Source organism: Flavobacterium fructosi (assembly GCF_042787335.1).
GTDB classification, from domain to species: domain Bacteria; phylum Bacteroidota; class Bacteroidia; order Flavobacteriales; family Flavobacteriaceae; genus Flavobacterium; species Flavobacterium fructosi.
Window position 1 is genome coordinate 1 of the sequence record NZ_JBHZQA010000010.1, and the last position, 25,947, is coordinate 25,947.

Genomic DNA, 25,947 nt, shown 5'->3' on the forward strand with positions numbered 1-25,947 from the left:
ACTCAATTGGACGGCTTTTTCTTTGAAAGCTTTGTCATAAACTTTGCGGAATTGTTTCATAGGTTAAAATTAAGATTATTTCTTAACTTTCTGTGATGGCTAAGTTAGCATGTCCAGATCAATCATTTCTTTGTTCACTTTTTTTATATCACCTATTGATAACGCGGTATAACAACCAAATAAAAAAATATCAATTTGATTCTGAAGATGAATTTCTTCAAAATTAGTAGTTTCCAAAATCTTTAACTCATTTTCATTAAGCGCAATTACATCCTTGTCGATTTCCCTGTCCTTTTTAAGATATTTTTTTAAATCATCAGATATATAATCCTTTTTCCAAAGCCAGTTTAAAAAAGCAATTACATTCTTAATATAATTATTCGTCGTAGTGATATCACGTTTTCGTTCTTTCTTTAGCTTCGCCTTATAATTTTCAATTATTTTTTTATTTAAATCAACAAGAATCTTTTTTTTACCCACGATTTTAATAAAATTATCGAGATGTATTTTTTTAACCCTCTTTGTACTTTCGGCGAGACATAAAGAATCATCGTTCAAAAATTCGTTGGTGAAATATTCAATTGTATTATCATGTTCAATTCTCTTTCAACTGATTAAATCTTGGACAAATTCTGCCAGTTCAAATTTTGTTGGTTGTCGTTCTTGTTTATTAACAGTTTCATAAATGAAACTATCTATTGTACTTTTATAGATCTCAATAACTTTTCGAGTTTCCTCCGTTTGAATTGTCCTTTTTGGAAATCCATTTTGCCACAGAGACGTTTTAATTGTTTGCCTTGAGGAAAACCTAAACTTATCGCCGTTTAAAGTTGCGAAAGAAAAATAGATAATCGAAGTTGTTTTGTTTTTTGTATTTTTGAGGAAGAATCGAGTTTCCATTAGAGTAAATTTTTTGAATTCAATTAATATTAATTTTATCAAAAAATTTCGGATGAGTACACCATACAGTACACTTTTAAAAAATAAAATATCTAAACCCTTGAATTTACTGGCCCTAACGGTTAATAGTTTGAATCCAGTCAAGGTCACAAAATATGAAAGTAGTCAACTTTCGAAGATACTAAAACCCCTGTAAAATAGGGGTTTTTTCTTTTTTATACCTTTAATCTTTTATCATTTTTATTACCCCCATTCTTACCCCCTATTGTATATATATATTTTACTGTTTAAAAACAGGTCGTTTTTACTTGAAATCAATATTCCCTGAAATAAGGTTTGTTTTACTAAAAATCTAATATACTTTAAAACAGGTCGTTTTTACTTAAAATCTTTATTCCATAAAATATTAGAATATAAAAAAATGGAAACTAAAAAAACATACACCTGAGCAATGCATTCAGAAGTTACTTCGGATAAACCCGGAAAATGTCCCAAATGCGGAATGAATTAAGTGGAGAAATGGGAAGCAGTTTTCGCCGATGTAGTTGTGGCTTTATTGGCATTCAGAGAATGCAGTTTTAGGAATCCAATTAAAACAGTTATTGAAACAAATACCAATGATTCCATTCTTTGAATTTTTTACTGAAAATCAAAACACATTGTAAATCAATACTATACAATGTATTTTAATTTAAACTGACAAAAAAAAAGTTCTAGAAGATTATGAATGAGCGTAATATAGAGCCATCTTTTATTTAAATATATAAATAAAAAAACTACTTTTACAATCTTGAAAAAATCAATTACCATAGCACTCCTATTTATTTTTTTGTGTACTAACACTGAAATGGGGCAGTTGTTGAAACTACCCAACTTAATCCATCATTATATTGAACACGAAGAGAGCAATAACAGTATTTCTTTTATCGATTTTTTGAATATACATTACAACAAAAATACAGATCATGCAGACAATAATAAACACGATCACCAAAACTTACCATTTAAAACAGTCTGTTGCCATTCGGTTAACACCATTATTGCTTTTGAAAATCATACTTTTTTTTCGCTTAGAAAAATAATTTTAATTACTTCAAAAATTAAAATTCCCTTTTTTCAACAATTTTATTCTTCTTTTGCTTTTGCCAATATCTGGCAACCGCCCAAATTATTTTAATGATTCTTTAATGTAGTTCAGTAATTAGAAATTTTATAAATTTTCCTAATTACTACATTATCCTTTACTAATAGTATTTGCTTTTTGCAAAATACTATTGGTTATAATTTCATTAATCTTACTAATTATGTTAAATAAAATCATAGAATTTTCAATCAAAAATAAACTTATCGTTGGTCTTTTCATTGTTGCTCTTATAGGATATGGGAGTTACCAATTTACCAAATTACCAATCGATGCAGTTCCTGATATTACGAATAATCAGGTACAAGTAATCACTTCTGCACCATCACTGGGCGCAACTGATATAGAACGACTGATTACTTTTCCAATTGAACAAGCCAATAGTAATATTCCTGGACTGAAAGAAATTCGTAGTTTCTCTCGTTTTGGTTTATCAGTTGTAACGATTGTTTTTAATGATGATACGGATGTGTACTGGGCAAGACAACAAGTTACGGAACGATTAAGTGCTGTTAAAGACCAAATACCAAAAGGTATAGGAGATCCATTTTTGGCCCCAGTGACAACAGGACTGGGCGAAATATACCAATATGCTGTCCGAACTAAACCCGGTTACGAAAAAAAATATGATGTAACCGAATTAAGAACCATTCAGGATTGGATTGTTCGCCGTCAATTATTAAGCGTCGAAGGTGTCGCAGAAGTTAGCAGTTTCGGTGGAAAATTGAAACAATTTGAAATTGCGATAGACCCCAATAAATTGCAATCGTACAATATTACAATTGCTGATGTTTTTACAGCCTTAGAAAAAAACAATCAAAATACAGGTGGTGCTTATATAGAAAAAGGTCCAAAAGTTTTATACATCCGAAGTGAAGGATTAATTAATACGATCGAAAATATAAAAGATATTTCCATTAAAAACACCCGTAGCGCAAGCCCCTTATTCATTCGTGATGTAGCTGATGTTCGTATTGGTAGTGCTATCCGTTACGGAGCAATGACTTTTAATAAAAAAGGAGTGCAATCCGGTGAGGTTTCGGGTGCAGTAGTAATGATGTTAAAAGGAGCCAACAGCAATGTGGTTATTAAAAACATTAAGGATCGTATTACACAAATCGAAAAAACATTACCCGAAGGCGTTATTCTGGAACCTTTTCTAGATCGAACCAAAATGGTAAATAATTCCATTTCAACGGTAGAAAAAAACTTATTAGAAGGGGCATTGATAGTCCTCTTTGTTTTAATCTTTTTTTTAGGAAACATAAGAGCAGGATTAATTGTTGCCTCAGTTATTCCTTTAGCAATGTTAATAGCAGTCATATTGATGAATATGTTTGGTGTGAGCGGTAATTTAATGAGTTTAGGAGCATTAGATTTTGGATTGATTGTAGACGGTGCCGTTATAATTGTAGAAGCTTGCTTATTTAGTTTACACAGCAGGAAAGCTTCTCAAATATCACAGCAAGAAATGGACAATACCGTATTAAAAACGTCTATAAAAATGCGTAATGTATCCGTTTTTGGTGAATTAATTATATTGATAGTATACATTCCCATTTTTACTTTGCGTGGTATTGAAGGAAAAATGTTTCTACCAATGGCACAAACTATTGCATTTGCATTATTTGGTGCTTTTATATTGTCACTAACTTATGTTCCAATGATGACCGCTTTATTTTTGAATAAAAATATATCCCACAAAAAAACTTTTTCAGATAGAATGATGGAAAAATTAGAAAATTTCTATCAACCTCTTCTGAACAAAGCATTAGGAATTCCTCGAACAATTATTGCTGCAATTTTGGGTTTGTTTGTTTTAGCGCTGATTGCACTTTCGTTTATGGGTGGCGAATTTATGCCCTCACTGGAAGAAGGTGATTTTGCAGTAGAAACCAGAGTTTTACCCGGAAGTAATCTACAAACTTCTATGACTGCCATTTCACAAGGCGCAAAAATACTAATAGAAAAATTTCCAGAAGTAGATAAAATTGTAGGCAAAACTGGAAGTAGTGAAGTTCCTACCGATCCAATGCCTATTGATGCCAGTGATATGATGGTGATTTTAAAAGACAAAAGCGAATGGACTTCTGCCACAACTTTTGATGAATTATCAGCAAAAATGGCAAATGAATTAGAAGCCGTTCCCGGCGTTTCTTATGGTTTTCAATACCCCGTTCAAATGCGTTTTAATGAGCTGATGACAGGAGCAAGACAAGATGTAGTGTGTAAAATATTTGGCGAAAATTTAGACACACTGGCATTATATGCTAACAAATTAGGCAAAGTAATTAATACCGTTGAAGGAACTTCCGACCTTTATGTAGAAACAGTTACCGGAATGCCGCAAATTGTGATCAATTACAATCGAGCAACAATTGCACAATATGGCTTGAATATCGAAGATATTAATCGAATAGTAAACACCGCATTTGCAGGACAAAGCACAGGAGTCGTTTACGAAGGGGAAAAACGGTTTGATTTAGTAGTTCGCTTAGAAGGCGAAAAGCGAAAAGATTTATCGGATGTTCAAAATCTATTAATCCCTGCATCAAATGGAACACAAATTCCTTTATCACAATTAGCAAAAGTTGAAATTACCGAAGGGCCAAATCAGATACAAAGAGAAGATGCTAAACGCAGAATTGTAGTTGGTTTTAATGTTCGTGATCGTGATGTGCAAAGTATCGTGAAAGAATTGCAAGGAAAAGTCGAAACCAAAATAAAATTTCCGGCGGGTTATTATCCTACTTATGGTGGTGCTTTTGAAAACTTAAATGAAGCCAAAACGCGTTTAATGATTGCAGTTCCCATATCATTGATATTAATATTTATTTTGTTATATTTTGCTTTTAATTCAGTGAAACAAGGTTTATTGATTTATTCAGCCATTCCACTTTCGGCAATTGGAGGTATTTTCTTTTTAGCATTGCGTGGAATGCCTTTTAGTATTAGTGCGGGAGTTGGTTTTATTGCCTTATTTGGTGTAGCGGTTCTAAATGGATTGGTATTAATAGCCGAATTCAACAGCATAAGAAAATCAGGCGAAACCGATTTAAAAAAAATCGTATTGCAGGGAACTAAAATTCGCTTACGCCCTGTTTTAATGACAGCATTTGTAGCATCATTAGGATTTTTGCCAATGGCATTAAGCAACGGTTCAGGTGCCGAAGTTCAAAAACCATTGGCAACTGTAGTAATTGGTGGTTTATTAATTGCAACATTCTTAACCTTATTTGTTTTACCAATTTTATATATCATGTTTGAAAAAGGAATTAATTTAAAACCAAAAAAGATAAAATCAATTACAACAATCATGATATTGGGACTGTTTTTTTCTTTTCAAAATGCAAATGCTCAAGAAAAAATTTCAATAGATAAAGCCATTGAAATTGCATTACAAAATAATGCAAAGGTTAAAAACGAAAAACTAAATTCGGAATATTTACAAAAGATGACCATGACGGGCTATGATATTTCCAACACGGGAATTATTGGCGAATACGGTCAGTTTAACAGCAATGTAAATGATGTAAAAATTGGTGTTTCGCAAAGCATAAGATTTCCAACCGTTTACAAAAGGCAGAAACAACTTTTAATAGAAGAAGCCAAAAAAGGGCAATGGAATGAAGCTCTGCAGAAAAAAGAATTGACCAGACAGGTAACAATCGTGTTTTACGAAATGATGTATCTAAAAGAAAAGGAAAAATTGTTGCTAAAAAGCGATAGTATTTATTCCGAATTTTTAAGGAAATCAACACTCCGTTTTGACAAAGGCGAAAGTAATATATTAGAAAAAGCAACCGCTGAAAACCAATCTGGACAAATAAAAATTCAACTTCTGGAATTTCAAAGTGATTTTAAAATATTGCAAACACAATTCAAATATTTGTTGAATGTTGATAAGGATTTCATTCCCGTTTGGGATAAATTCAAAATGACCTTCGAAGAAAAATTAGATAAAAATACATTTGTAAATCAAGTAATTGTAAAATTAAAAGAACAGGAAGTAAGCATTAATAAAGCTGAAATTTTACTTGAAAAATCCAAAAAATTACCGGAATTAATCGGTGGTATTTATTACCAGACTTTCAAAACAAAAACTGCATTTCAAAACAGTTATAATGGTGTTTACGGACAATTTGGAGTGGCAATTCCGTTATTCAATGCCGCACTAAACAACAAGGAAAAAGCATTAGAGATAAACACTCAAATTGCTGAAAATAAATTAGCCGATGAAAAATTAAAATTGCAAAGTCACTACCAGGAATTGCTACAAGAATATAAAAAAAATAAAGAGACTATTGGTTATTATGAAAACCAAGCATTGAAAAATGTAGATTTGGTAACCAAAGCTGCTAATGATAAATTTATCAATGGTGACATTAATTATCTGGAATGGGTAATGCTTATTAATCAAAGCACCGAAATTCAAAGCAAATACATCGAAGCGGTTAGAAAATTGAATATAAGTGTTATTGAGATCAATTCATTAACCAATTAAAATCGTTTAATTATGAAATGAGCATAATCGTAATTGGGGTCGCAAGCGCCAATGATGATATGCGAATTACATATGACCGATAAAAAACAATAAATATCAACATATGAATTATACTCAAACCTTTTTTTTACGACAGTTTCTTTGGAAAATTGGACGGATAATCACGTTAGGAATAGCCTGTTTATTGTTTTATTTCGATGTTTTTCCATTTCCCATTTTAATAGTCGCAATCGCTTTTGGTCTTTATTCATTAGTAAAAACTGCGGTATTGGATATAATAAAAGAAAGAAAAATAGGTGCCGAATTGTTTATAACCATAGCGGTAATAATGGCCGTTCTTGGCAAAGAATATTTGGCTGGTGCTGTTGTGCTTATGATCATCCTTATTGCAGAATATATCGCAAGTGCAAGTACCAAAAAAGCAAGATCGTCCATTAAAGGGTTGATCGGTTCTGTTCCCAAAACGGCAATAGTAAAAAAAGACAATCAGGAATCTATAGTACAAATAAGCGATTTAAAAATTGGCGATACTGTTCTGGTAAAAGCCGGAGAAAAAATCCCTGTTGATGGTAAAGTAATTGGACCGATTGAAGCATCAGCTATTCATTTGCTTCCTGACACTTTAGTCTTTATTAACTCCATAAAACTCCTTCGCGTTACGATTGATGCCTAACCAATTAGTAATGACAATGAAATTTTAAAGAACAAACACTATTTTACTATTCAAAATAAATAAAATGAAATCGCAGATTCACGAACACCAAAATAAAAATACAATCATGAGTAAAAACACAATCATTACCATACTGGCAATAGTATTCCTTTCGTCCTGTGGAGATAAGAAAACAGAAAACGAAACAGAAGTTACTCCAACTATCGAAAACACAACAACGCTTACCGATACACAAATAAAAAATGCAGGTATTGAAACCGGAAAAATCGAGCAAAAACAAATTTCATCTATTTTAAAATTAAGTGGAAAAATAGATGTGCCGCCTCAAAATTTAGTTTCCATAAGTGTGCCGATGGGCGGTTATTTAAAACATACCAAACTTTTAGAGGGAATGTATGTAACCAAAGGACAAGTATTGTGCGTCGTAGAAGACCAGCAATACATTCAACTGCAGGAAGATTACCTTTTGGCGAAAGCAAAAATAGGGTACGCAAAAGCCGAATTCGAAAGACAAAAAGAACTCAACCGAAGCAAAGCCAGCAGCGATAAAGTATATCAACAAGCACAATCAGAATACAATTCACTATCAGTAATGGTACAATCGTATGGGGAGAAATTAAAATTCGCCGGGATAAATCCAAGTAATGTTTCTACCAAAAACATTTCAAAAAGCATCAATATTTATTCGCCAATAAGCGGTTATGTATCTAAAGTAAACGTGAATATTGGCAAGTATGTAAACCCGAGCGATATTTTATTCGAGATTGTAAATCCATCTGATATTCATTTGGCATTGACTGTTTTCGAAAAAGACATCAATAAATTGACTATTGGCCAATCAGTTATATCCTATACAAATACCAATCCTGAAAAAAAATATCATGGCAAAATTATTTTAATCGGTAAGAATTTTTCAGAAAACCGAAGCACCGAAATGCATTGCCATTTTACAAATTACGACAAAACACTTTTACCGGGTATGTATATGAATGCCGAAATAGAATTAAAAAGTCAGCAATCAAATGTATTGCCTTCGGATGCTATTGTTAATTATGAAAACAAGAATTATATTTTTGTTGTCAAACAAAACAAACAATTTGAAATGAGAGAAGTTACAGCAGGAAATGTAGAAAATGGATTTACTGAAATTATTTCAGAAGATTTGAATGGGGCAACTATTGTGATTAAAGGTGCATATGCTATTTTGATGAAAATGAAAAATCTATCAACTCATTAATTTTTCTTAGGATACTATCCTTAGGAACAATTAAATCATATAATGAAGAATACGGACTGAACTGATTTTTTTGTTGCTGAACTAACATCTAAAAGGCCGTAAGGTTACAATTAAATACACAAAAAAAGGAGCAGAAAACTTTGATTTCTACTCCTTTTTATTAACAATATATTCTTAAAAAAGACTTTTTCAGTACCTTCCTTTTTTTATTACCACTTTTCTACACCCAATAATTTTTTTCCAAGTTCACTAAGTTCTGCTGTTTTATATTTCGTTTGCTCCCAATTTCTAGGATCTCCCGGAAACGCATATCCTTCTGGAGCAATTCTGTTTTTCCATGAGTTAACGCGCCATTGACGTAATTCCTCATTGTCCTCTTCTGCAGGCATCATAGATATATACTGTGCCATTCTTACTTTGTCTTTTGTAATATTAGGACGTATACCATGAGGTTGAGTGCTATTAAAAATTAATAAATCACCTGCTTCCATTTTTACTTTTACAAGTTTATCTTCCAGTCCCGTAACATCCGGCTTAAAGTGATTTCTGTCTTCAGGTTGCGTCAACTTCCAAGTGTCATAATTTCGATATAAATCAGGAATACACTGAAAGCCTCCCATATTTTCATCAGTTTGATCCGCCAAAGCAAGAACTCCTTGCACATTTTGAGGTTTTGTTTCCGGATCATAATCCCAGTGTATGAATCCTTTGAAATCATAACCCGGTCTAATTGGCAAATTGAGATTAGCTCTGTCAATTGTAACCCATAATTTCTCGGTTCCCCAAATATCAACAAAAGCATCATATACTTTTTGTATTTGTCGATTATCCCATTGAAATTGATGGTTGTATACTTCTACCATACCACTATTAGTAAGCTCTTTCATTTGCATTTCGGCTCTGGGCGGTGCATACCAAGTTTCAGGATCATTTTGATTTTTTTCTTCAAATTCCCATAAAAAATCTGCCATTTTTTTAGCATTTTCTTTTGGCACTGCATTTTTTATTACGATATATCCATTCTCGATCCAAAATTTCCAATCTTCTTCTGTCAGTAAACGTAATGGTTTCCTATTTGAACGATCATTTAATTTAGATGTACTGGATTTTGCTATTGATGGATTCCCGGGAATATCTTTGTGAGCATTATTTTGCTCCATTGTAGGAGTCATAGTTGGTGTCATTGATTTATCATTCTTTTCCATTGTTCTGATATATAGTGTTATTACTAATTCAAAATTAGAGAAAGAGAACACTAAATACTTTCACAAAATTTACCGCTATTTGTACAATATTGATTTATTTAGTACTTTTAATTCTGTCTATGTATAATTTTGAGTAATTTAGGTATTAATAGTATTATGAAAATAGTTTTTGAAGATATAAAACGATTAGCCGGCAGTTCCTTTAGAATCTTAGTTAATCCTAAATTGAATGATTTTTATTATTGGCATTTCCACCCCGAATTTGAATTGACTTTCATTGTTGCTCCAAATGGAACAAGGCGTGTGGGAAATCATGTGGGCGATTTTGAAGGAAGTGATTTGGTTTTTATAGGTTCCAATATTCCTCATTTGAATTTTGACTACGGAATTAAAACGGAATATGAAAAAGTAGTTTTACAGATAAAAGAAGATTTTTTCAAAAATGATTTTATAACAACTCCTGAATTAGCTTCCATTTATCAGTTATTTGAAAACTCAAAAAAGGTAGTTAGTTTTCATGGAGGTATAAAGGATAAAATTGGAAAGAGACTTCAGAAAATTCACCTTTTATCTCATTTTGAACAATTTATAGAAGTACTGTCTTTATTTCAAATTTTAGCAACATCAAATGAAATGACTCTTTTACATGATAAGCCATTTGAAAACCTATATAATAATAAAGAACAATTACGACTAAAAGTAGTCTATAAATTTATTGAAAATAACTATAAAAGGCCTGTATCCATTGAAGAAATTGCAAAGTTGACTCATTTATCAAAAGCTGCTTTTTGTCGTTATTTTAAGAAAATGACACGCTTGACGTTTACTGAATTTCTGAATCAATATCGAATTGAACAAGCAAAAAGACTTTTGCAAAGCGATAAAAATGTAACTGAAACTTGTTACGAATGCGGTTTTGACAGCCTGTCTTATTTTAATAGGATTTTCAAAAAAGTAGTGGGTGAAAATCCGATTCAGTTTAAGAAAAGATAAAAGGATGTGTTACTTAATTTTTGAAAAACACATTCTTCTATTTGTTTTTATTCCGTTATATTAAATCCTGCAACATAAAAATTTTTGTCTACTTCTAATTTTGAATTTTCAGTCTTAGCCGGTATTCCTTTCCATTTTGTTTCTGGTTTTAGTAATTCTACTTTCCCATTCAAAATTACTCTAACGGGCATATTAAAATTAGGAACACAATTTGCCCAGCGGTATCCCAGTTGATTATCCTTCAAAAAGTATTCTAATGTTGGAATTTTGGTATCTCTCAAATATTGGTTAAAGAATGTATTTAACTCTATTCCAACTTTTTGACTTAAGTAATCTTCTATTTGTTTGGTAGTAACTGTTTGATGATAAAAAGTACTATTCAAACCTCTTAAAATAGTTCTCCATTTAGCATCATCATTAACAATTTGGCGCAAAGTGTGTAGTATATTAGCCCCCTTGTAATACATATCACTGGAACCTTCATTGTTGACATCATATTTTCCAATTATTGGTTTGTCATTTTGAATGTTCTTTCTTAAGCCTCTGATGTAAGTATAAGCAGGTTCCCTACCGTAGTAATATTCAAGAAAAAGACTCTCGGAATAGTCTGTGAAACTTTCATGTATCCACATGTCAGCAATATCTTTGTAAGTGATATTATTAGCAAACCACTCGTGCCCTGATTCATGAATAATAATGTAATCAAATTTTAAACCCCAACCTGTTCCGCTTAAATCTCTTCCTAAATATCCATTCTTAAAACCATTGCCATACGTTACGCTACTTTGATGTTCCATCCCTAAGTATGGTGCTTCAACTAATTTATAGCTATCTTCATAAAAGGGATAAGGTCCAAACCAGTGCTCGAAAGCCTTCAACATTCTTGGCGCGTCTTGGAATTGTTTTTTTGCTTTATCAAGATTATTTCTCAAAACATAATAGGTACAGTCCAAATTTCCTTTCTCTCCTTTAAATTTTTCAGAAAAAGTAACGTAATCGCCAATATTTATATTTACACCATAATTATTAATTGGATTTGATACCAACCAATTATAAGTATTTGTTCCATCCTTCAATTGTTTTACGCTTTGCAAACGACCGTTGGAAACATCCATTAACCCTTTCGGAACATTTACACTGATTAACATACTTTCTACTTCGTCATACATATGGTCTTTGTTAGGCCACCAAACGCTGGCACCTAATCCTTGACAAGAAGAAGCTACAAAAGGATTCCCATTGCTGTCATTTTTCCAGGTTATTCCTCCATCCCAAGGAGGATTTACAGCAACCTTAGGTTTTCCTCCGTAAAATACAATTAGCTCTTTTGTTGAGCCTATTTTTTGAGGAGCTATCAATTCAATAAAAAAAGCATTTCCTTCTCTTTTGTATTTTAAAGCTACTCCATCCTGAATGACTTTGTAAATCTCCATAGGATTCTGCAAGTCAATTTGCATGATATTGTATTCCTGAACAACTTGATATTTTATTGTATTTGAGCCTGAAATAGTACTATCGGCAGGATTTACTTTAATATCCAGATGATAGTATTTTACATCCCACCAAGCTCTTTCTTTTGTTATACTACCTCTTAAAGAATCTTGTCTAGTGAAAACTACTTCTTTCCGTCCAAGTAGGCCTTGCGCACTAGTACTATTAAAAATAAGAAATGAAAAACAAATGAGACTTAAATATCTTTTCATAAATTTGAAATTTTGAAATAAAATATACCTAAATTTTTATAAAACTAATGTAACTTAGAAACTGAATTTTGTTTTACTACCGCCGTAAAATCAGTAGCTAAGCGATTCCCATAATCTTCTAACAATTCTAAAACCCTCACTTGCTTATCTGATTTTACAATAAGACCCGCGTGATATTCTAACGGAACTCTAAAACAAACTTCGGGATCTAAAAAAGATGATAAATCCGGATGCTGGAATTTTGACAATGTCAAAACGATACCTGCATATTCTTTTTTTACTTTCGGTAAAATGTATTTTGTTCCTTTTGCCAATGCATCTTCAATAGCAGCCCATTCCTTCCATAAATTAATATTAGAAGCTTCGGATACCATTTCAGCCAAATGCGCTCCTCCTACTCTTGAAGAAGTTTCCAGAAAATAAATTTGACCACCTTCATTGCTTTTTATAAATTCTGTATGGGCAGCTCCATGTTTCAATCCAAAGCCTTTCAATACTTGCTCATTTATCTTTTTGATAGCTTTGTCGTCTTCAGAATCATAAGGAATATTGGCAGAACGAAAAACACCTCCGCCTTGTGAAATTTCCATTGGTGTGGCCAAATATTTTGAAGTCAAACTAAAGACTACTTTACTATCCGAAATTAAACTATCGCAGTGATACACATCGCCAGGTTTAAATTGTTCCAATAAATATTTAAATCTATTATTCCCCATTTCATTGATGTGGATCCATAAACTCTCTTTGTCATATACTTTTATAATCCCGTTAGCCGAGGCTTCCGAACGTGGTTTCAAAACCCACGGAGCTTCAATCGTATCAGCAAAAGTATTAATGTCATGGTCATTAAATAACGAACAAAAAGCAGGAATTGGAATACCGCAACTTTTCGCTCTCATGCGCATAGCGAGTTTATCCCTAAAATAACGTCCGGTGGTTTGTCCCATTCCGTCAATACGAAGATTTTCCCTGAGGTAAGTTGCTTTTTCAACATCATAATCATCAAGAGCAACAATAGCATCAATTTTAGTAGACTTCATAAAATTTCCAACACCCAATAATAAATGCTCTAAATTCCAATCAACATCTTGACCTTCCATATAAAAAATCTCATCAATATATTGATGTGGCCATGGTTTGTCTCTCAGTTTTTCGCTTGTCACTAAATAGACTTTGTTGCCTGATTTTTTTAAATTAATTAAAAAATCGACACCTTTGAAATAATTTGAAATACAAAGGAAGGTTTTAGAGTTTTCCATACATTATAAATTTTCAATGAATTTAGTTAATAAATGAACTCCATATGCTGTAGCATGTTTACTTTTAGCAAATTCATCATCGCCAAATGCTACGCCTGCAACGTCAAGATGCGCCCAAGCTTTGTGCTCTTGGGTAAAATATTCTAAAAATTTAGCGGCACTTATGGCTCCTGCAACTGGTTTTCCACTATAATTTTTTACATCGGCAATATCGCTTTCAATATCAGATTTATAAACATCCCAAAGTGGTAAAGGCCACAAACGCTCTCCAATTGCATCTCCGTTTTCTTGTAATTTCTTTGACATTTCTTCATTATTTGTAAACAAAGCACCACATTCATAACCAAAAGTACCAATGCTACTCCCTGTAAGTGTGGCAATATCAACAATATATTCCGGTTTAAAATTTTTAATTAAATACGATAATCCATCCGCTAAAACGAGTCGGCCCTCAGCATCAGTATCAATTATTTCTATTGAATGTCCACTGTAACTGTGAATTACATCACTAGGTAAAAAGGACTTGCTGTCAACCGAGTTTTCGGCACAAGGAACAATAGCAGTTACTTTGACTGGCAATTGTAAATCGGCTATGAGTTGCATGGCACCTAGTACTGCACCACCGCCAGCCATATCACATTTCATATGAACCATTCCTGCCGTTTTTATATTTAATCCGCCAGTATCAAAGGTGATTCCTTTTCCCACCAATCCAACATGTTTTATATCTTCCACTTCGATTGCAGGAGTATACTTCAAAATGATAAATTGAGGTTCATTTTCACTTCCTTTCCCTACCGCCAAAAAGGCACCAAGACCTGCAATTTTTGAAGCTTCATAACCGAGAACTTCTACGTCAAACCCATATTTCTGCCCAGTCTCTTTAGCCCAATTCGACAAGTATTTTGGATTAATTGTATTCGGAGGCAAATCGACTAAATCATAGGTTGCTAATTGAGCTTTAGCAATTTTAATTCCTTTTTTAGCAGTAGCCAAATAATCCTTTTCAGAAACCAAATTCAATGTGAATTCAGGATCTAAAAAAGGATGTTCTTCTTTTTCAGATTTAAAATGGCCTAAATTATAAGTCCCTAAAAGCAAACCTGAAATCATGGCTTCAACCTGATCCTGAGTAAATTGCTCTGGTATAACTAAAGCAACATTTGAACTAAAACTATCTTTTTGTTTTGATGAAACTCGTCTAAAAACAGTCTTTAAAGATTTATAATCGATCATTTTTCCCAAACCAATAAAAACATAGGTATTATCATTTTTTTCGGCTAAATAGTGGGTGTCTTTTTTTCCAAAAAAAACTTTAGAAGTAATTTCCAATCCATTAAATGAAATGGGAACAATACTTTTTAAATACGTCTCAAAAGCTGGTACTAAAATTGTTCCTGAAAAATTATCTAAGCTGACTACTGTATTTGTTTTCATTTGTTCTTTTAATTTTTTTGCTTTTTGATTGAAATGATATAAGTGCATTATGCTTTATTTATTTTAGACTCGATAAATCGCATCTCTACTTTGTATTAAAAAACAACCATTCTATAGCTTTTGGAAATTCATCACTCCAGTAGGTTTCACTATGTTTTCCTTGTCTATTGATACTTAAATTAATCTTTGATTTATCTTTTACAAATTCGCTTGAAATCAAATCCTTTTGAAACTTTTTTACGTGTTCGATCATGGTTTTACTTTCATCTCCACCAGCATACAAATAGATTTTTGTATCTGCTGAATTAGCTTTTTCAACATTGATTTTTAATTCAGGAACGACCCAAAGTGATGGCGAGAATATCATTAATTTACCATAAACTTCCGGGTTTCTCAATCCACTGAAAATACTAATTAATCCCCCCATAGAACTTCCTCCTATTCCCGTAAATTCCCGTTCTTTTTTGGTTCTAAAATTATGGTCGACGTAAGGTTTTAATGTATCCGTTACAAAACGGATGTATTTTTTGCCTTGTCCTTTTCCTAATACTGTTTTACCTACATTGTACTCTTTTACACGATCTTCTTCGGCATGTTCTATAGCGATAATTATAATTTTTCCAATTTTATATTCTGACATAACGGCCAGTTTTTTATCAATTTCCCAATTACCAAATTCGGCTGATTCATTGAATAAATTTTGGGCATCCTGCAAATACATGACTGGATAACTTTCAATTGAATTATCATAATCATGAGGCAACAAAGCCCAAATCTTTCTAGTTTTGTTCAGCTGAGGAATTATAAATTCATCTGAAATCAACTGAACTTGCGGTAAAAAAGATTGCTTAAACGGCAACCAGTTTTTTCTCCATCTGCTTACATGCTCTTTTTGAATACCAGTATGATTCGTTGTTGCACGATTTTCAGTACGATTTCCACGGCTATCAATTTCTACTGCACTCCAATCCCCTTTCGTAAATTTATACAAAAGCTCAACAGGATAATCAAAATCGTGTGTGAATTTATAATGATATTGACCAACGCCAATTTTTTCCATCATAAACTCTTTGTCCTGCGTACGCCAATTATTGAAATTCCCAGAAATGTAAACAGGTCTTGCATCATCTTCGTCAGTTGTAAGGATTATATATAGTCCCGTATTTAATATTGGATTGTTTAATTCTTGGGTCAATGTGGTATTATCTAAATTCATCACTTGCATTGTACTACTTGTATTTTAAAAATAAATAGTAAATATAGTGGATTGCGATTTGAAATAAAAGAAAAAAGAAAACCCAATAGCAAATGAATTTGCTATTGGGTTTTAATTAGTGAAAATTATTTTATAAGATTTACTTTTGGCGACTTTTTAAAACTTCAACAACATCATTTAACTTAAATCCTTTGGCTTGCAACAATATAAGGTAATGAAAGAGTAAGTCAGCACTTTCACTCAAAAACAAATCATCATTGTCATCTTTGGCTTCAATAACCACTTCAATCGCTTCCTCACCAACTTTTTGGGCAATTTTGTTCATCCCTAATTTGAATAAAGAAGCAACGTAACTTTTTTCTGAATCAGCATTTTCTTTTCGAAGTTGGATTGTATCTTCTAAATTCGAAATAAAGCCATAATCTCGTTTGTTTTCGTCAGCCCAACACGTAGCTGTACCTTTATGACAGGTTGGTCCTTCTGGTTTTACCTGTATCAATAAAGTATCATTATCACAGTCGTTTTTGATGTCAATTAGGTTCAGAAAGTTGCCACTTTCCTCTCCTTTTGTCCAAAGTCTTTGTTTTGTGCGACTATAAAAAGTTACTTTTTTAGTTTCGACTGTTTTTTGGTACGCTTCGGCATTCATGAAACCCAACATCAAAACCGTTTTGGTTTCACTATCTTGAATTATGGCAGGAATTAATCCATCTGTATTTTTTGAGAAATCTATGTTCATATTTTTAATTTAATGTTTGAAAAATAAAAGATTGAAAAACTATCTAATCCGATTTTATTTCCTCTATGTTCTATTGTCTGTTTCTAAATCCTAACTTCGATATTGTTGTTTTTCAGGGCTGTCTTTAATGTTTTAATTTCGATTTCTTTAAAATGAAACACACTTGCGGCCAAAGCAGCATCAGCTTTTCCTTCCAGAAAGGTATCAATAAAATGTTGCGTACGGCCTGCCCCACCAGAAGCAATAATTGGAATATTAACCAATTCAGAAAGTTTGGCCAAAGCTTCATTTGCAAACCCATTTTTAGTTCCGTCATTGTCCATTGAGGTAAACAGAATTTCGCCTGCGCCTCTTTGCTCCACTTCTTTGGCCCAATCAAATAAATTCAATTCAGTTGGTATTTTCCCTCCCATTAAATGCACAATCCATTCTCCACCTATCTGTTTGGCATCAATAGCGACAACAATACACTGGCTTCCAAATTTCTGTGCCAAATCATTAATCAACTGTGGATTTTTGACAGCAGAGGAATTAATAGAAACTTTATCCGCACCATTTTGCAATAAAATTTCAACATCACTAACTGATGAAATTCCACCACCAACTGTAAATGGAATATTAATCGTGGAAGCGACTTTACGGACCAAATCCACTAAGGTTTTTCTCCGTTCTTCCGTTGCCGAAATATCCAAAAAAACCAATTCATCGGCACCTTCATCCGAATATATTTTGGCTAATTCCACCGGATCTCCTGCGTCACGCAAGTCCACAAAATTAACGCCTTTTACGGTTCTTCCGTTTTTTATATCGAGACAGGGAATAATTCTTTTTGTTAACATTATTTTTGTTGTTAAAATCTTTTTTATTCAAATACTGGGCGCAAAAACGTTCGTTCATAACTTAATATACATCTTGAATCTTCTGCAATTTTAAATGCTTCTATACACTCTTGATCTTCTAAAATTAGTCTTCTGTAATTTTCATATTCTGATAAGCTTTGAAACGAAAACATTGCAAATGCTATGTTATTTGCACCTTCAGACGGCAGAAAATAACCATGATGCTGTCCTCCAAAACGGTTAACTAATTTAATCCATCTTTTACCATACTCTTCAAAAACATCCAATTGAAAAGGGTCAATAATATATTTTAAGTAACAAGTTATCATATTTTATACTTTAAGTTTAACTAGTTGTTAATTATATAGTGTTCCAGTTGTTTCAATGAAATTCGTCCTTCATAAATTGCCTTACCAATTATTGTTCCTTCACAGCCCAATTCGGCTAGTTTTGGTAATTCATCAAAAGTAGAAATTCCTCCCGAAGCAATCAATTTTATGCCGTTGGCATGTGCCAACTTCTCGACTCCGCTCGAAGTGACATTGCATTCATCAAGTATTTTTTTATATAAATCAAAAGATGGCCCTTCAAGCATGCCGTCTTTGGCAATATCCGTACAAATCACGTACTGAATTCCTTTGTTTTGATACTCTTGGATAAAAGGAACCAAATCTTCATTAGAATCCTCAAGCCAACCAGAGACCGCTACTTTTTCATTGTTGGCATCTGCTCCCAAAATAATTTTATCAGAACCATACTCCGCAATCCATTTTTCGAATAGTGCTCTGTTTTTTACGGCAATACTTCCTCCGGTAATTTGATTTGCGCCACTTTCAAAAGCAATTTTTAAATCGGAATCCGATTTTAATCCACCACCAAAATCAATTTTTAATTTGGTTTTCGAGGCAATTTGTTCCAATATTTTATAATTGACAATTTGGCTTGACTTTGCACCGTCCAAATCAACCAAATGCAAGTACTCAATTCCATGTGCTTCAAATGATTTGGCCACCTCAAGTGGGTTTTCATTATATATAATTTTGGTATTGTAATCACCTTTTGACAAGCGAACACATTTTCCATCAATGATATCTATTGCGGGTATTATTCTCATTTTAATTAGTCTTAAAGTTTGAAAGTCGAAAGTCTTAAAGACTCAACTTAAAGGTTTAAAAAATTCGCCAAAATTTGTTCTCCAATATCGCCACTTTTCTCCGGGTGAAATTGTGTTCCATAGAAATTATCCTTCTGCAAAGCCGAGGCGTATTCTACTTCATAATCCGTTGTAGCAATGGCTTCAGAACAATTGGGGGCATAAAAACTATGTACTAAATACATGTATTCATTTTCATTAATTCCTTCAAATAAAGAGGATTTCAAATTGTAAATTTGGTTCCATCCCATTTGTGGCACTTTCACTTTTGGTGTGAACTTAATCACATCAACATCAAAAATCCCCAAACCTTTAGTATTCCCTTCCTCCGATTTGTTGCACATCAATTGCATTCCCAAACAAATTCCTAAAACGGGTTGTGTCAAGGTAGGAATCAAAGTCTCTAAACCACTTTCTAAAAGCATTTTCATTGCTGAACTCGCTTCTCCAACGCCCGGAAAAATCACTTTATCAGCTGCTCTAATTTCATCCGGATTATTACTCAAAACGGCTTTGAATCCCAATCTTTCGATGGCAAACATAATACTTTGAATATTTCCTGCTCCGTAATTTATGATTACTATTTTCATGTTTTTTATTACTCCAAACTCAATTTCAAAATCGTATTCGCTTGTTAATTTTATTATTTCTATAGATATTCCGAAAAAAATCGTTCTTTACTATTTTCCCAGTCTTCTTTTATAATGCTGTAATAGACATCATCCTTACTTTTTCCCAAAGAATCAATATAATTATTTCTAAAAATTCCTTCTTGGATAGCACCCAGTTTTTCTATCGCTTTTTGGGATTTGATATTTTCTAAATCGGCACTAAATTGAATTCTTCTTAAGCCAATTTGCTCAAATCCATATTTAAGCAACTCAAATTTACACGCTTTATTTAAACCTGTTCCTTGAAATTTTTTGCCATACCATGTCCAACCGATTTCAAGTTTTTGGCTGTTGAAATTTATATTGCCAAAACTAGTGCTTCCTGCAATTTCATTGGTCAATTTGTCAATAATTAAAAAAGAATACGCTGTTTTAGAATGTTTTTGAAGCATATCTTTGATATAATCATTAAAATCCTTTTCAGTTTTAACATACATCCCCATATATTCCCAAACTTCATCATCAAAAATTATAGTTTTTAATTCTTCTGCTTTTTGATTCGAAAACGGAATTAAAAGTACTCTGTTATTTTCTAGTTGAATTTGTTTATTCAAAAAATCTTTCATTATCTAAATCAATTTAAATTTTTAAAGCATTCCTTTTGTTGATGGCAAAATCATCTTTTCCGTATCTCGTTTTACGGCTACTTTTATTGCTTTTGCAAAAGCTTTAAAAATGGCTTCAATCTTGTGATGTTCGTTCGTTCCTTCTGCTTTGATGTTAATGTTCGCTTTAGCACCATCTGAGAAAGATTTGAAAAAATGATAAAACATCTCTGTTGGCATTTTCCCTACCATCTCCCGTTTGAATTCGGTTTCCCAAATCAGCCAGTTTCTGCCTCCAAAATCAATCGCAACTTGCGCCAAACAATCGTCCATTGGCAAACAAAATCCGTAACGTTCTATTCCTAATTTATTCCCTAATGCTTTTGCAAAAACTTCGCCAAGCGCAATTGCAGTATCTTCAATCGTGTGGTGTTCATCTACTTCTAAATCTCCTTTTACGAGGATTTCTAAATCCATTTGTCCGTGACGGGCAATTTGATCCAGCATGTGGTCAAAGAAAGCAATTCCGGTATCGATTTTGCTTTTACCCGTTCCATCCAGGTTTAAGTTGATGGAAATATCTGTCTCGTTGGTTTTTCTTTCTATGGAAGCAGAACGTTCCTCTAATTTCAAAAATTCATAAATTGTTTTCCAATCTGTAGTTTGTAAAGCAATAACAGAATCTAATTCGTGTCTTTTAGAAGAAATCTCATTCCCACCCAATTCTTCGTCCGTATTGATGAAAATCGCTTTTGAACCTAAATTTTTGGCTAATTCAACATCTGTTATTCTATCACCTATTACGAATGAATTTGCTAAATCATACTCCGGATTATCAATGTATTTTGTCAACAAACCTAGTGCAGGTTTGCGCGTTGGTGCATTTTCGTGCGGAAATGTTTTGTCGATTAATACTTCTTTGAATACAACGCCTTCATTTTCAAAAGCTTTCATGATTAAATTATGCACGGGCCAAAAGTTAATTTCCGGATGAGAATCAGTTCCCAAACCATCTTGATTGGTCACCATTACAAGTTCAAAATTTAGTTCCAAAGCAATTTTCCCAAGATATTGAAAAGCTTTAGGATAAAATTCTAATTTTTCGAAACTGTCTAATTGATAATCATTTGGTTCCAAAACCATTGTTCCATCACGATCTATAAAAAGTATTTTTTTCATTTAGCTATGTCTTAGTTATCTACTGTAAAATTATATTAAAAACATTTTGTGTCTTCTGACATTTTTTCTATTTTCTTTAAGGCTATTTCCTCAATAACTTCTTTAAAATAAAGGTAGTACTCAAAAATACCTATTTCATAAACTAATTGAACATAGGTTATTTTTCCTGCTTCAACTTGAACTTCAAATTTTTCAGCACTTTCCCCTGGCTTCTTTCTGCCACCTTTAACAAAACAATTATGCTTTCCTTCAGCAACTTCATGTACGGAGTATTTTTTATTATTCAGTTTACAAACAAATTTATCATCAATAAACATTTTGAATGCTGAACCAGAGCCAGAAATACCTGTAGAACGTAGGAAATAGATTTTACCAGTTTTTTCTTTGTGTTGAGCATTGATAAAAGAAGTGAAACACAAAAAAATTAAAAAGCTTAACAACAGGTGTTTATTTATTTTCTTCATTTCGTTTTAATTAAGTTATTTACTAATTGCTAATAACACCTCAATCAACTTCTTATTCTCATTCTCTGTTCCAACAGTTAAACGCAATGTATTTTCACAAAGTGGTTGGGTGGTTCGGTTCCGAATTACAATTCCTTTTGCAATCAATTGATCGTATCTTTTATTGGCATCATCCACTTTTATCAAAATAAAATTGGCTTCTGTAGGATAAATTTTTTCGACAAATTTAATATCAAGTAACACTTTAAGTAATACTTCTCTTTCTATTATTATAGATTGAATTTCAGTTTTTATTTTATCTGTATTATCTAATCTTTCCAAAGCTCTTTTTTGAGTCAACTCATTCACATTGTAAGGTGGTTTTATTTTGTTTAAAACAGAAATTACTTCCGCAGATGCATAACAAATTCCCAATCTAATTCCTGCCAAACCGTACGCTTTTGATAGTGTTTGAGTAATAACTAAATTTGGATATTCGTCTAATTCATTGATCCAACTATCTTTCTTCGAAAAGTCAATATACGCTTCATCAATCACAACCAAACCATTGAAGTTTTTCAACAAATAGGCTACGCTTTCATCCGAAAATGAATTCCCGGTTGGGTTATTTGGCGAACATAAAAAGATGATTTTAGTATGTTCATCAACAGCTAGCATGATTTTCTCAATTTGCAGTTGAAAATCTTCTGAAAGTAATACTTCTTTATTTTCAACTGCATTGATATTAGCCAATACGCCATACATCCCGTATGTTGGTGGTAAAGTAATTACATTGTCTTTTTTTGGTTCACAAAAAGCTCTGAATAACAAATCCAACACTTCATCACTTCCGTTTCCCAATAAAATCTGATTCGTTTTGACATTTTTTTGTTTTGCCAAAATTCCTTTTACACTCATTTGTTGTGGATCAGGATACCTATTTACACCATTTTCAAACGGGTTTTCATTGGCATCCAAAAAAATCATATCCGCAGTATCAAAATCTTCAAATTCATCACGTGCCGAAGAATAGGGTTTTAATTGCTTTACGTTTTCTCTAACTAAATTATTTATATCGAAATTATTTTCCATCTTCAATCGCTTTTAATCGTAATGTAACTGCATTTTTGTGTGCTTGTAATCCTTCAGCTTCAGCCATGATTTCAATGGCTTTACCTATGTTTTGTATTCCCTTTTGCGATATTTTTTGAAAAGTCATTGCTTTAGTGAAACTATCCAGATTCACTCCGCTATAATTCTTGGCATAACCGTTAGTTGGCAAGGTATGATTGGTTCCTGAAGCGTAATCTCCAGCACTTTCAGGTGTATAATTTCCTATAAATACAGAACCTGCATTTTGAACGCCATTGCTATAAAAATCATCAAATTCTGAACAAATGATAAAATGTTCCGGACCATATTCATTGATTAATTCTAAAGCAATAGTATCGTTTTCAATAAAAATTAATTTAGAATTGGCAATGGCTTTTTCAGCGATGGATTTTCTTGGTAAAGCTTCCATTTGAATTTGAATTTCAGCCTCTACAGCCTCAATTAATTTTCTGGAAGTCGAAACCAAAATTACCTGACTGTCTGCTCCGTGTTCTGCTTGTGACAATAAATCCGAAGCTACAAAAGCAGGAACTGCCGTATCATCAGCAACAATCAATAATTCTGATGGACCGGCCGGCATATCAATTGCCACGCCAAATTGTGTAGCTAATTGTTTAGCAACCGTCACATATTGATTTCCGGGCCCAAAAATTTTATACACTTTCGGAATTGTTTCCGTTCCAAAAGTCATTCCGGCAATAGCCTGAATTCCGCCAACTTTTAAAATTTTGGTTACGCCACATAGATTCGCAGCATACAATATTGCAGGATTAATATTTCCGTTTTTATCAGGAGGGGAACACAAAATAACTTCGCTACAACCGGCAATTTCTGCTGGAACAGCTAACATCAAAACAGTAGAAAATAATGGCGCAGTTCCTCCTGGAATGTATAAACCAATTTTTTGAATAGGTCTTTTTTCCTGCCAGCAATTTACTCCTTCAATTGTTTCTACAGAAACTATATCTGTTTTTTGAGCCGTATGAAATTTTTTAATGTTTGACTTCGCAAGTGAAATTGCTTCTTTTAATTCGGAAGAAATGGAAGCAATAGCCTCGTCAATTTCGGCTTTAGAAACTTCTAAATTTTCGATAATGGCACCGTCAAAAAGCGACGTGTATTTTGCAACGGCAAGATCACCCTTCTTTTGTACTTCTGAAAAAATTTCTTTTACTGTTGCTTCGATATCATCAACAGTCTTAGTTGGTCTTCCTAAAATAGAAGACCAAGTTTCCGGTTTTGGATTGAATATTTTATTCATTTTTAATTGTATTCAAGGATTAAATGATTTAAAAATTGAAAGATTTTACTTTTAAATCATATCATATATAATTCTACAGAACCATTTTCTCAATTGGACAAACCAAAATACCTTCGGCACCAACTTCTTTCAATTGATCAATCACATCCCAGAAAGTATCTTTATCAATTACAGAGTGTACACTGCTCCATCCTTCTTGTGCCAAAGGCAAAACGGTTAAACTTCGTAATACCGGAAGAATTTTTCCAACAGCATCAATTTTCTCATTTGGTACATTCATCAAGATATACTTCGATTTTCTTGCTCTTAAAACAGATTCGATTCTAAATTTTAAAGTGTCTATTATTTTTTGAGATTCAGGACTTACTTTTGGAGAAACAGCCAACACCGCTTCACTTTTAAAAATAACTTCAACCTCTTTTAGATTATTTTTAAATAATGTACTTCCACTGGAAACAATATCAACAATAGCATCAGCTAAACCAATATTTGGAGCTATTTCTACCGAACCTGAGATCTGGTGAATATCGACTGTTACGCCTTTAGAATTAAAAAAATCAAGGACTGTTTTAGGGTAGGAAGTTGCAATACGCATACCATCTAAATCTTGAACTGATTTGTAATCAAATGCTTTAGGTACAGCAACGGATACTTTACATTTTGAAAAACCTAATTTTTGAATTACTTCAATATCGTTTCCTTTTTCAACTAATAAATTATCGCCAACAATAGCAATATCCACAACTCCATCTATTAAATATTGAGGAATATCCGAATTTCTTAAATATAAAACCTCTAAAGGGAAATTTGATGCTTCGGCTTTTAATTGATCGATCCCATTATCGATTGAAATTCCGGCATCTTTGAGAATTTGTATGCTGTCTTCATTTAAACGTCCTGATTTTTGAATTGCAATTTTTAGTGTACTCATTTTTTTTGTTTTAGTTTTTTGTTTTTGAATATTAGGCTTGAGTACAAATATTAGGCAATAAAAAACCCGTTTGATGTACTCAAACGGGTTTTTAGATTATGATGATTTACACACATAACATTAACACATCGCTTGAGAGCAATAATGGGAATGATGATGATGTAATTGAATTGTAAACATTTGTTTATTTTAGAATTTAATTTCTGTTGCAAATATAAGAGTTATTTTACTTAGAATGCTATTTTATATTTAACTTAATGCAACTAAATTGTTAAAAATTATTTCTCGTCATTTTCTTTGCTTTCTTCTTTAGAAATAGAACCTGCAGGACTAACTTTGGTTGTAAGTGCATCATCTCTAATTTCAGTGTGGCGAATCTCTCCTCCTGAAGTCCCTACTAAGGTTGCTATATACGTAGTTGCTACTCCTATAACAACCGCGACGAATGATATAAATTTTGCTTTTGGATGATTTTTTATGGTTAAAATTATACCCATAATTGAAATTGCTCCAAGTAAATACAATGCAATCGCTAACTTTTCTGCTATTTCTTCATGTTCATGGATAATACTTTTACCTATGTTAGGCATGTCTTCAACCAATTCCTCTGCTCCATCACCTGTAGCCATGCTTGCTAGCGCAAAAAGTGCTGCAACAATGAATAGAAAGTAAGCGGTATTTTTAACAGAATTATTTTTTAAAATTATTCCCGTAATTAATATCCCTAGACCTAAAATCGTTCCGATAATAGGAAAATGGTTAACTACCATGTGTAAGTGTGCGTCATTCATAATATAATATATTT

The 25,947-nt window shown here is 32.7% G+C and carries 23 protein-coding genes; 5 read left to right on the top strand and 18 right to left on the bottom strand.

Annotated features, from left to right (window positions below):
* Positions 1–99: 99 nt before the first annotated feature.
* A complete protein-coding gene (locus tag ACFX5D_RS13620; RefSeq protein ID WP_379858756.1) occupies positions 100–480 on the bottom strand; it encodes a hypothetical protein in 381 nt (126 codons plus the stop codon).
* A gap of 871 nt (positions 481–1,351) precedes the next feature.
* Here ACFX5D_RS13620 and ACFX5D_RS13625 point away from each other — a divergent pair.
* The 4 genes from ACFX5D_RS13625 to ACFX5D_RS13640 all read left to right on the top strand — a co-directional run bounded on the left by ACFX5D_RS13625 (position 1,352) and on the right by ACFX5D_RS13640 (position 8,455).
* Positions 1,352–1,411, top strand: coding sequence for a heavy metal-binding domain-containing protein (locus ACFX5D_RS13625; RefSeq protein WP_379858871.1), 60 nt, complete (start codon positions 1,352–1,354; stop codon positions 1,409–1,411).
* A 793-nt stretch (positions 1,412–2,204) separates the two neighbouring features.
* Positions 2,205–6,545 (top strand): CusA/CzcA family heavy metal efflux RND transporter, encoded by a 4,341-nt coding sequence (locus ACFX5D_RS13630; RefSeq protein ID WP_379858757.1) that lies wholly within the window; start codon positions 2,205–2,207, stop codon positions 6,543–6,545.
* A gap of 103 nt (positions 6,546–6,648) precedes the next feature.
* Positions 6,649–7,218: a P-type ATPase actuator domain-containing protein gene (locus ACFX5D_RS13635; protein WP_379858758.1), complete on the top strand. Its 570-nt coding sequence runs from the start codon at positions 6,649–6,651 to the stop codon at positions 7,216–7,218.
* 106 nt (positions 7,219–7,324) lie between these two features.
* Positions 7,325–8,455, top strand: a complete 1,131-nt coding sequence (locus tag ACFX5D_RS13640; RefSeq protein ID WP_379858759.1) for an efflux RND transporter periplasmic adaptor subunit — start codon at positions 7,325–7,327, stop codon at positions 8,453–8,455.
* Positions 8,456–8,664: 209 nt separating this feature from the next.
* On the opposite strand, the gene ACFX5D_RS13645 is transcribed toward ACFX5D_RS13640, so the two are convergent.
* A complete protein-coding gene (locus ACFX5D_RS13645; protein ID WP_379858760.1) occupies positions 8,665–9,660 on the bottom strand; it encodes a phytanoyl-CoA dioxygenase family protein in 996 nt (331 codons plus the stop codon).
* Positions 9,661–9,816: 156 nt separating this feature from the next.
* Here ACFX5D_RS13645 and ACFX5D_RS13650 point away from each other — a divergent pair, with 156 nt between their 5' ends.
* Positions 9,817–10,653: an AraC family transcriptional regulator gene (locus tag ACFX5D_RS13650; protein WP_379858761.1), complete on the top strand. Its 837-nt coding sequence runs from the start codon at positions 9,817–9,819 to the stop codon at positions 10,651–10,653.
* A 47-nt stretch (positions 10,654–10,700) separates the two neighbouring features.
* On the opposite strand, the gene ACFX5D_RS13655 is transcribed toward ACFX5D_RS13650, so the two are convergent.
* From ACFX5D_RS13655 to ACFX5D_RS13730, 16 genes are all read right to left on the bottom strand, one after another.
* Complete coding sequence (locus ACFX5D_RS13655; RefSeq protein WP_379858762.1) at positions 10,701–12,356, bottom strand: M1 family metallopeptidase; 1,656 nt, start codon at positions 12,354–12,356, stop codon at positions 10,701–10,703.
* A 44-nt stretch (positions 12,357–12,400) separates the two neighbouring features.
* Positions 12,401–13,615 carry an ATP-grasp domain-containing protein gene (locus ACFX5D_RS13660; RefSeq protein ID WP_379858763.1) on the bottom strand — a complete coding sequence of 405 codons (1,215 nt, stop codon included), beginning with the start codon at positions 13,613–13,615 and terminating at the stop codon, positions 12,401–12,403.
* A gap of 3 nt (positions 13,616–13,618) precedes the next feature.
* Positions 13,619–15,052, bottom strand: coding sequence for a leucyl aminopeptidase family protein (locus ACFX5D_RS13665; protein ID WP_379858764.1), 1,434 nt, complete (start codon positions 15,050–15,052; stop codon positions 13,619–13,621).
* A gap of 85 nt (positions 15,053–15,137) precedes the next feature.
* Positions 15,138–16,268, bottom strand: a complete 1,131-nt coding sequence (locus tag ACFX5D_RS13670; protein WP_379858765.1) for an alpha/beta hydrolase — start codon at positions 16,266–16,268, stop codon at positions 15,138–15,140.
* Positions 16,269–16,407: 139 nt separating this feature from the next.
* Positions 16,408–17,007, bottom strand: a complete 600-nt coding sequence (gene hisIE / locus ACFX5D_RS13675; RefSeq protein ID WP_379858766.1) for a bifunctional phosphoribosyl-AMP cyclohydrolase/phosphoribosyl-ATP diphosphatase HisIE — start codon at positions 17,005–17,007, stop codon at positions 16,408–16,410.
* 83 nt (positions 17,008–17,090) lie between these two features.
* Positions 17,091–17,846, bottom strand: coding sequence for an imidazole glycerol phosphate synthase subunit HisF (gene hisF / locus ACFX5D_RS13680; protein WP_379858767.1), 756 nt, complete (start codon positions 17,844–17,846; stop codon positions 17,091–17,093).
* 23 nt (positions 17,847–17,869) lie between these two features.
* Positions 17,870–18,175 carry an NIPSNAP family protein gene (locus tag ACFX5D_RS13685; RefSeq protein WP_379858768.1) on the bottom strand — a complete coding sequence of 102 codons (306 nt, stop codon included), beginning with the start codon at positions 18,173–18,175 and terminating at the stop codon, positions 17,870–17,872.
* 20 nt (positions 18,176–18,195) lie between these two features.
* Positions 18,196–18,960 carry a 1-(5-phosphoribosyl)-5-[(5-phosphoribosylamino)methylideneamino]imidazole-4-carboxamide isomerase gene (hisA, locus tag ACFX5D_RS13690; RefSeq protein ID WP_379858769.1) on the bottom strand — a complete coding sequence of 255 codons (765 nt, stop codon included), beginning with the start codon at positions 18,958–18,960 and terminating at the stop codon, positions 18,196–18,198.
* Positions 18,961–19,007: 47 nt separating this feature from the next.
* Positions 19,008–19,589, bottom strand: a complete 582-nt coding sequence (gene hisH / locus ACFX5D_RS13695) for an imidazole glycerol phosphate synthase subunit HisH (RefSeq protein ID WP_379858770.1) — start codon at positions 19,587–19,589, stop codon at positions 19,008–19,010.
* 59 nt (positions 19,590–19,648) lie between these two features.
* Positions 19,649–20,236, bottom strand: coding sequence for a GNAT family N-acetyltransferase (locus ACFX5D_RS13700; RefSeq protein ID WP_379858771.1), 588 nt, complete (start codon positions 20,234–20,236; stop codon positions 19,649–19,651).
* Positions 20,237–20,257: 21 nt separating this feature from the next.
* Positions 20,258–21,394 (bottom strand): bifunctional histidinol-phosphatase/imidazoleglycerol-phosphate dehydratase HisB, encoded by a 1,137-nt coding sequence (gene hisB, locus ACFX5D_RS13705; protein WP_379858772.1) that lies wholly within the window; start codon positions 21,392–21,394, stop codon positions 20,258–20,260.
* A gap of 35 nt (positions 21,395–21,429) precedes the next feature.
* The gene (locus tag ACFX5D_RS13710; RefSeq protein ID WP_379858773.1) at positions 21,430–21,858 is read right to left on the bottom strand and encodes a DUF2846 domain-containing protein; all 429 of its coding nucleotides are present in this window, start codon (positions 21,856–21,858) and stop codon (positions 21,430–21,432) included.
* A gap of 15 nt (positions 21,859–21,873) precedes the next feature.
* Positions 21,874–22,929 carry a histidinol-phosphate transaminase gene (gene hisC, locus ACFX5D_RS13715; RefSeq protein WP_379858774.1) on the bottom strand — a complete coding sequence of 352 codons (1,056 nt, stop codon included), beginning with the start codon at positions 22,927–22,929 and terminating at the stop codon, positions 21,874–21,876.
* Entirely contained in the window at positions 22,919–24,211 is a 1,293-nt protein-coding gene (gene hisD, locus ACFX5D_RS13720; RefSeq protein ID WP_379858775.1) for a histidinol dehydrogenase, read from the bottom strand. The genes hisC and hisD overlap by 11 nt, the downstream gene beginning before the upstream one ends.
* Before the next feature lie 73 nt (positions 24,212–24,284).
* Positions 24,285–25,142: an ATP phosphoribosyltransferase gene (hisG, locus tag ACFX5D_RS13725; protein ID WP_379858776.1), complete on the bottom strand. Its 858-nt coding sequence runs from the start codon at positions 25,140–25,142 to the stop codon at positions 24,285–24,287.
* A gap of 278 nt (positions 25,143–25,420) precedes the next feature.
* The gene (locus tag ACFX5D_RS13730) at positions 25,421–25,933 is read right to left on the bottom strand and encodes a DUF2231 domain-containing protein (RefSeq protein ID WP_379858777.1); all 513 of its coding nucleotides are present in this window, start codon (positions 25,931–25,933) and stop codon (positions 25,421–25,423) included.
* Positions 25,934–25,947 lie beyond the last annotated feature (14 nt).

Bases quoted from the DNA above. Each gene is read 5' to 3' on its own strand.
- ACFX5D_RS13630 (WP_379858757.1), top strand. From the start codon at position 2,205: ATGTTAAATAAAATCATAGAATTTTCAATCAAAAATAAACTTATCGTT.
- hisIE (WP_379858766.1), bottom strand. From the start codon at position 17,007: ATGAACATAGATTTCTCAAAAAATACAGATGGATTAATTCCTGCCATA.
- hisH (WP_379858770.1), bottom strand. From the start codon at position 19,589: ATGAAAATAGTAATCATAAATTACGGAGCAGGAAATATTCAAAGTATT.
- hisA (WP_379858769.1), bottom strand. From the start codon at position 18,960: ATGAGAATAATACCCGCAATAGATATCATTGATGGAAAATGTGTTCGC.
- ACFX5D_RS13645 (WP_379858760.1), bottom strand. From the start codon at position 9,660: ATGGAAAAGAATGATAAATCAATGACACCAACTATGACTCCTACAATG.
- ACFX5D_RS13670 (WP_379858765.1), bottom strand. From the start codon at position 16,268: ATGAATTTAGATAATACCACATTGACCCAAGAATTAAACAATCCAATA.
- ACFX5D_RS13730 (WP_379858777.1), bottom strand. From the start codon at position 25,933: ATGAATGACGCACACTTACACATGGTAGTTAACCATTTTCCTATTATC.
- ACFX5D_RS13710 (WP_379858773.1), bottom strand. From the start codon at position 21,858: ATGAAGAAAATAAATAAACACCTGTTGTTAAGCTTTTTAATTTTTTTG.
- ACFX5D_RS13655 (WP_379858762.1), bottom strand. From the start codon at position 12,356: ATGAAAAGATATTTAAGTCTCATTTGTTTTTCATTTCTTATTTTTAAT.
- hisF (WP_379858767.1), bottom strand. From the start codon at position 17,846: ATGTTAACAAAAAGAATTATTCCCTGTCTCGATATAAAAAACGGAAGA.
- hisC (WP_379858774.1), bottom strand. From the start codon at position 22,929: ATGGAAAATAATTTCGATATAAATAATTTAGTTAGAGAAAACGTAAAG.
- ACFX5D_RS13665 (WP_379858764.1), bottom strand. From the start codon at position 15,052: ATGAAAACAAATACAGTAGTCAGCTTAGATAATTTTTCAGGAACAATT.
- hisB (WP_379858772.1), bottom strand. From the start codon at position 21,394: ATGAAAAAAATACTTTTTATAGATCGTGATGGAACAATGGTTTTGGAA.
- ACFX5D_RS13650 (WP_379858761.1), top strand. From the start codon at position 9,817: ATGAAAATAGTTTTTGAAGATATAAAACGATTAGCCGGCAGTTCCTTT.
- hisD (WP_379858775.1), bottom strand. From the start codon at position 24,211: ATGAATAAAATATTCAATCCAAAACCGGAAACTTGGTCTTCTATTTTA.
- ACFX5D_RS13635 (WP_379858758.1), top strand. From the start codon at position 6,649: ATGAATTATACTCAAACCTTTTTTTTACGACAGTTTCTTTGGAAAATT.
- ACFX5D_RS13700 (WP_379858771.1), bottom strand. From the start codon at position 20,236: ATGAAAGATTTTTTGAATAAACAAATTCAACTAGAAAATAACAGAGTA.
- ACFX5D_RS13640 (WP_379858759.1), top strand. From the start codon at position 7,325: ATGAGTAAAAACACAATCATTACCATACTGGCAATAGTATTCCTTTCG.
- ACFX5D_RS13660 (WP_379858763.1), bottom strand. From the start codon at position 13,615: ATGGAAAACTCTAAAACCTTCCTTTGTATTTCAAATTATTTCAAAGGT.
- hisG (WP_379858776.1), bottom strand. From the start codon at position 25,142: ATGAGTACACTAAAAATTGCAATTCAAAAATCAGGACGTTTAAATGAA.
- ACFX5D_RS13685 (WP_379858768.1), bottom strand. From the start codon at position 18,175: ATGATAACTTGTTACTTAAAATATATTATTGACCCTTTTCAATTGGAT.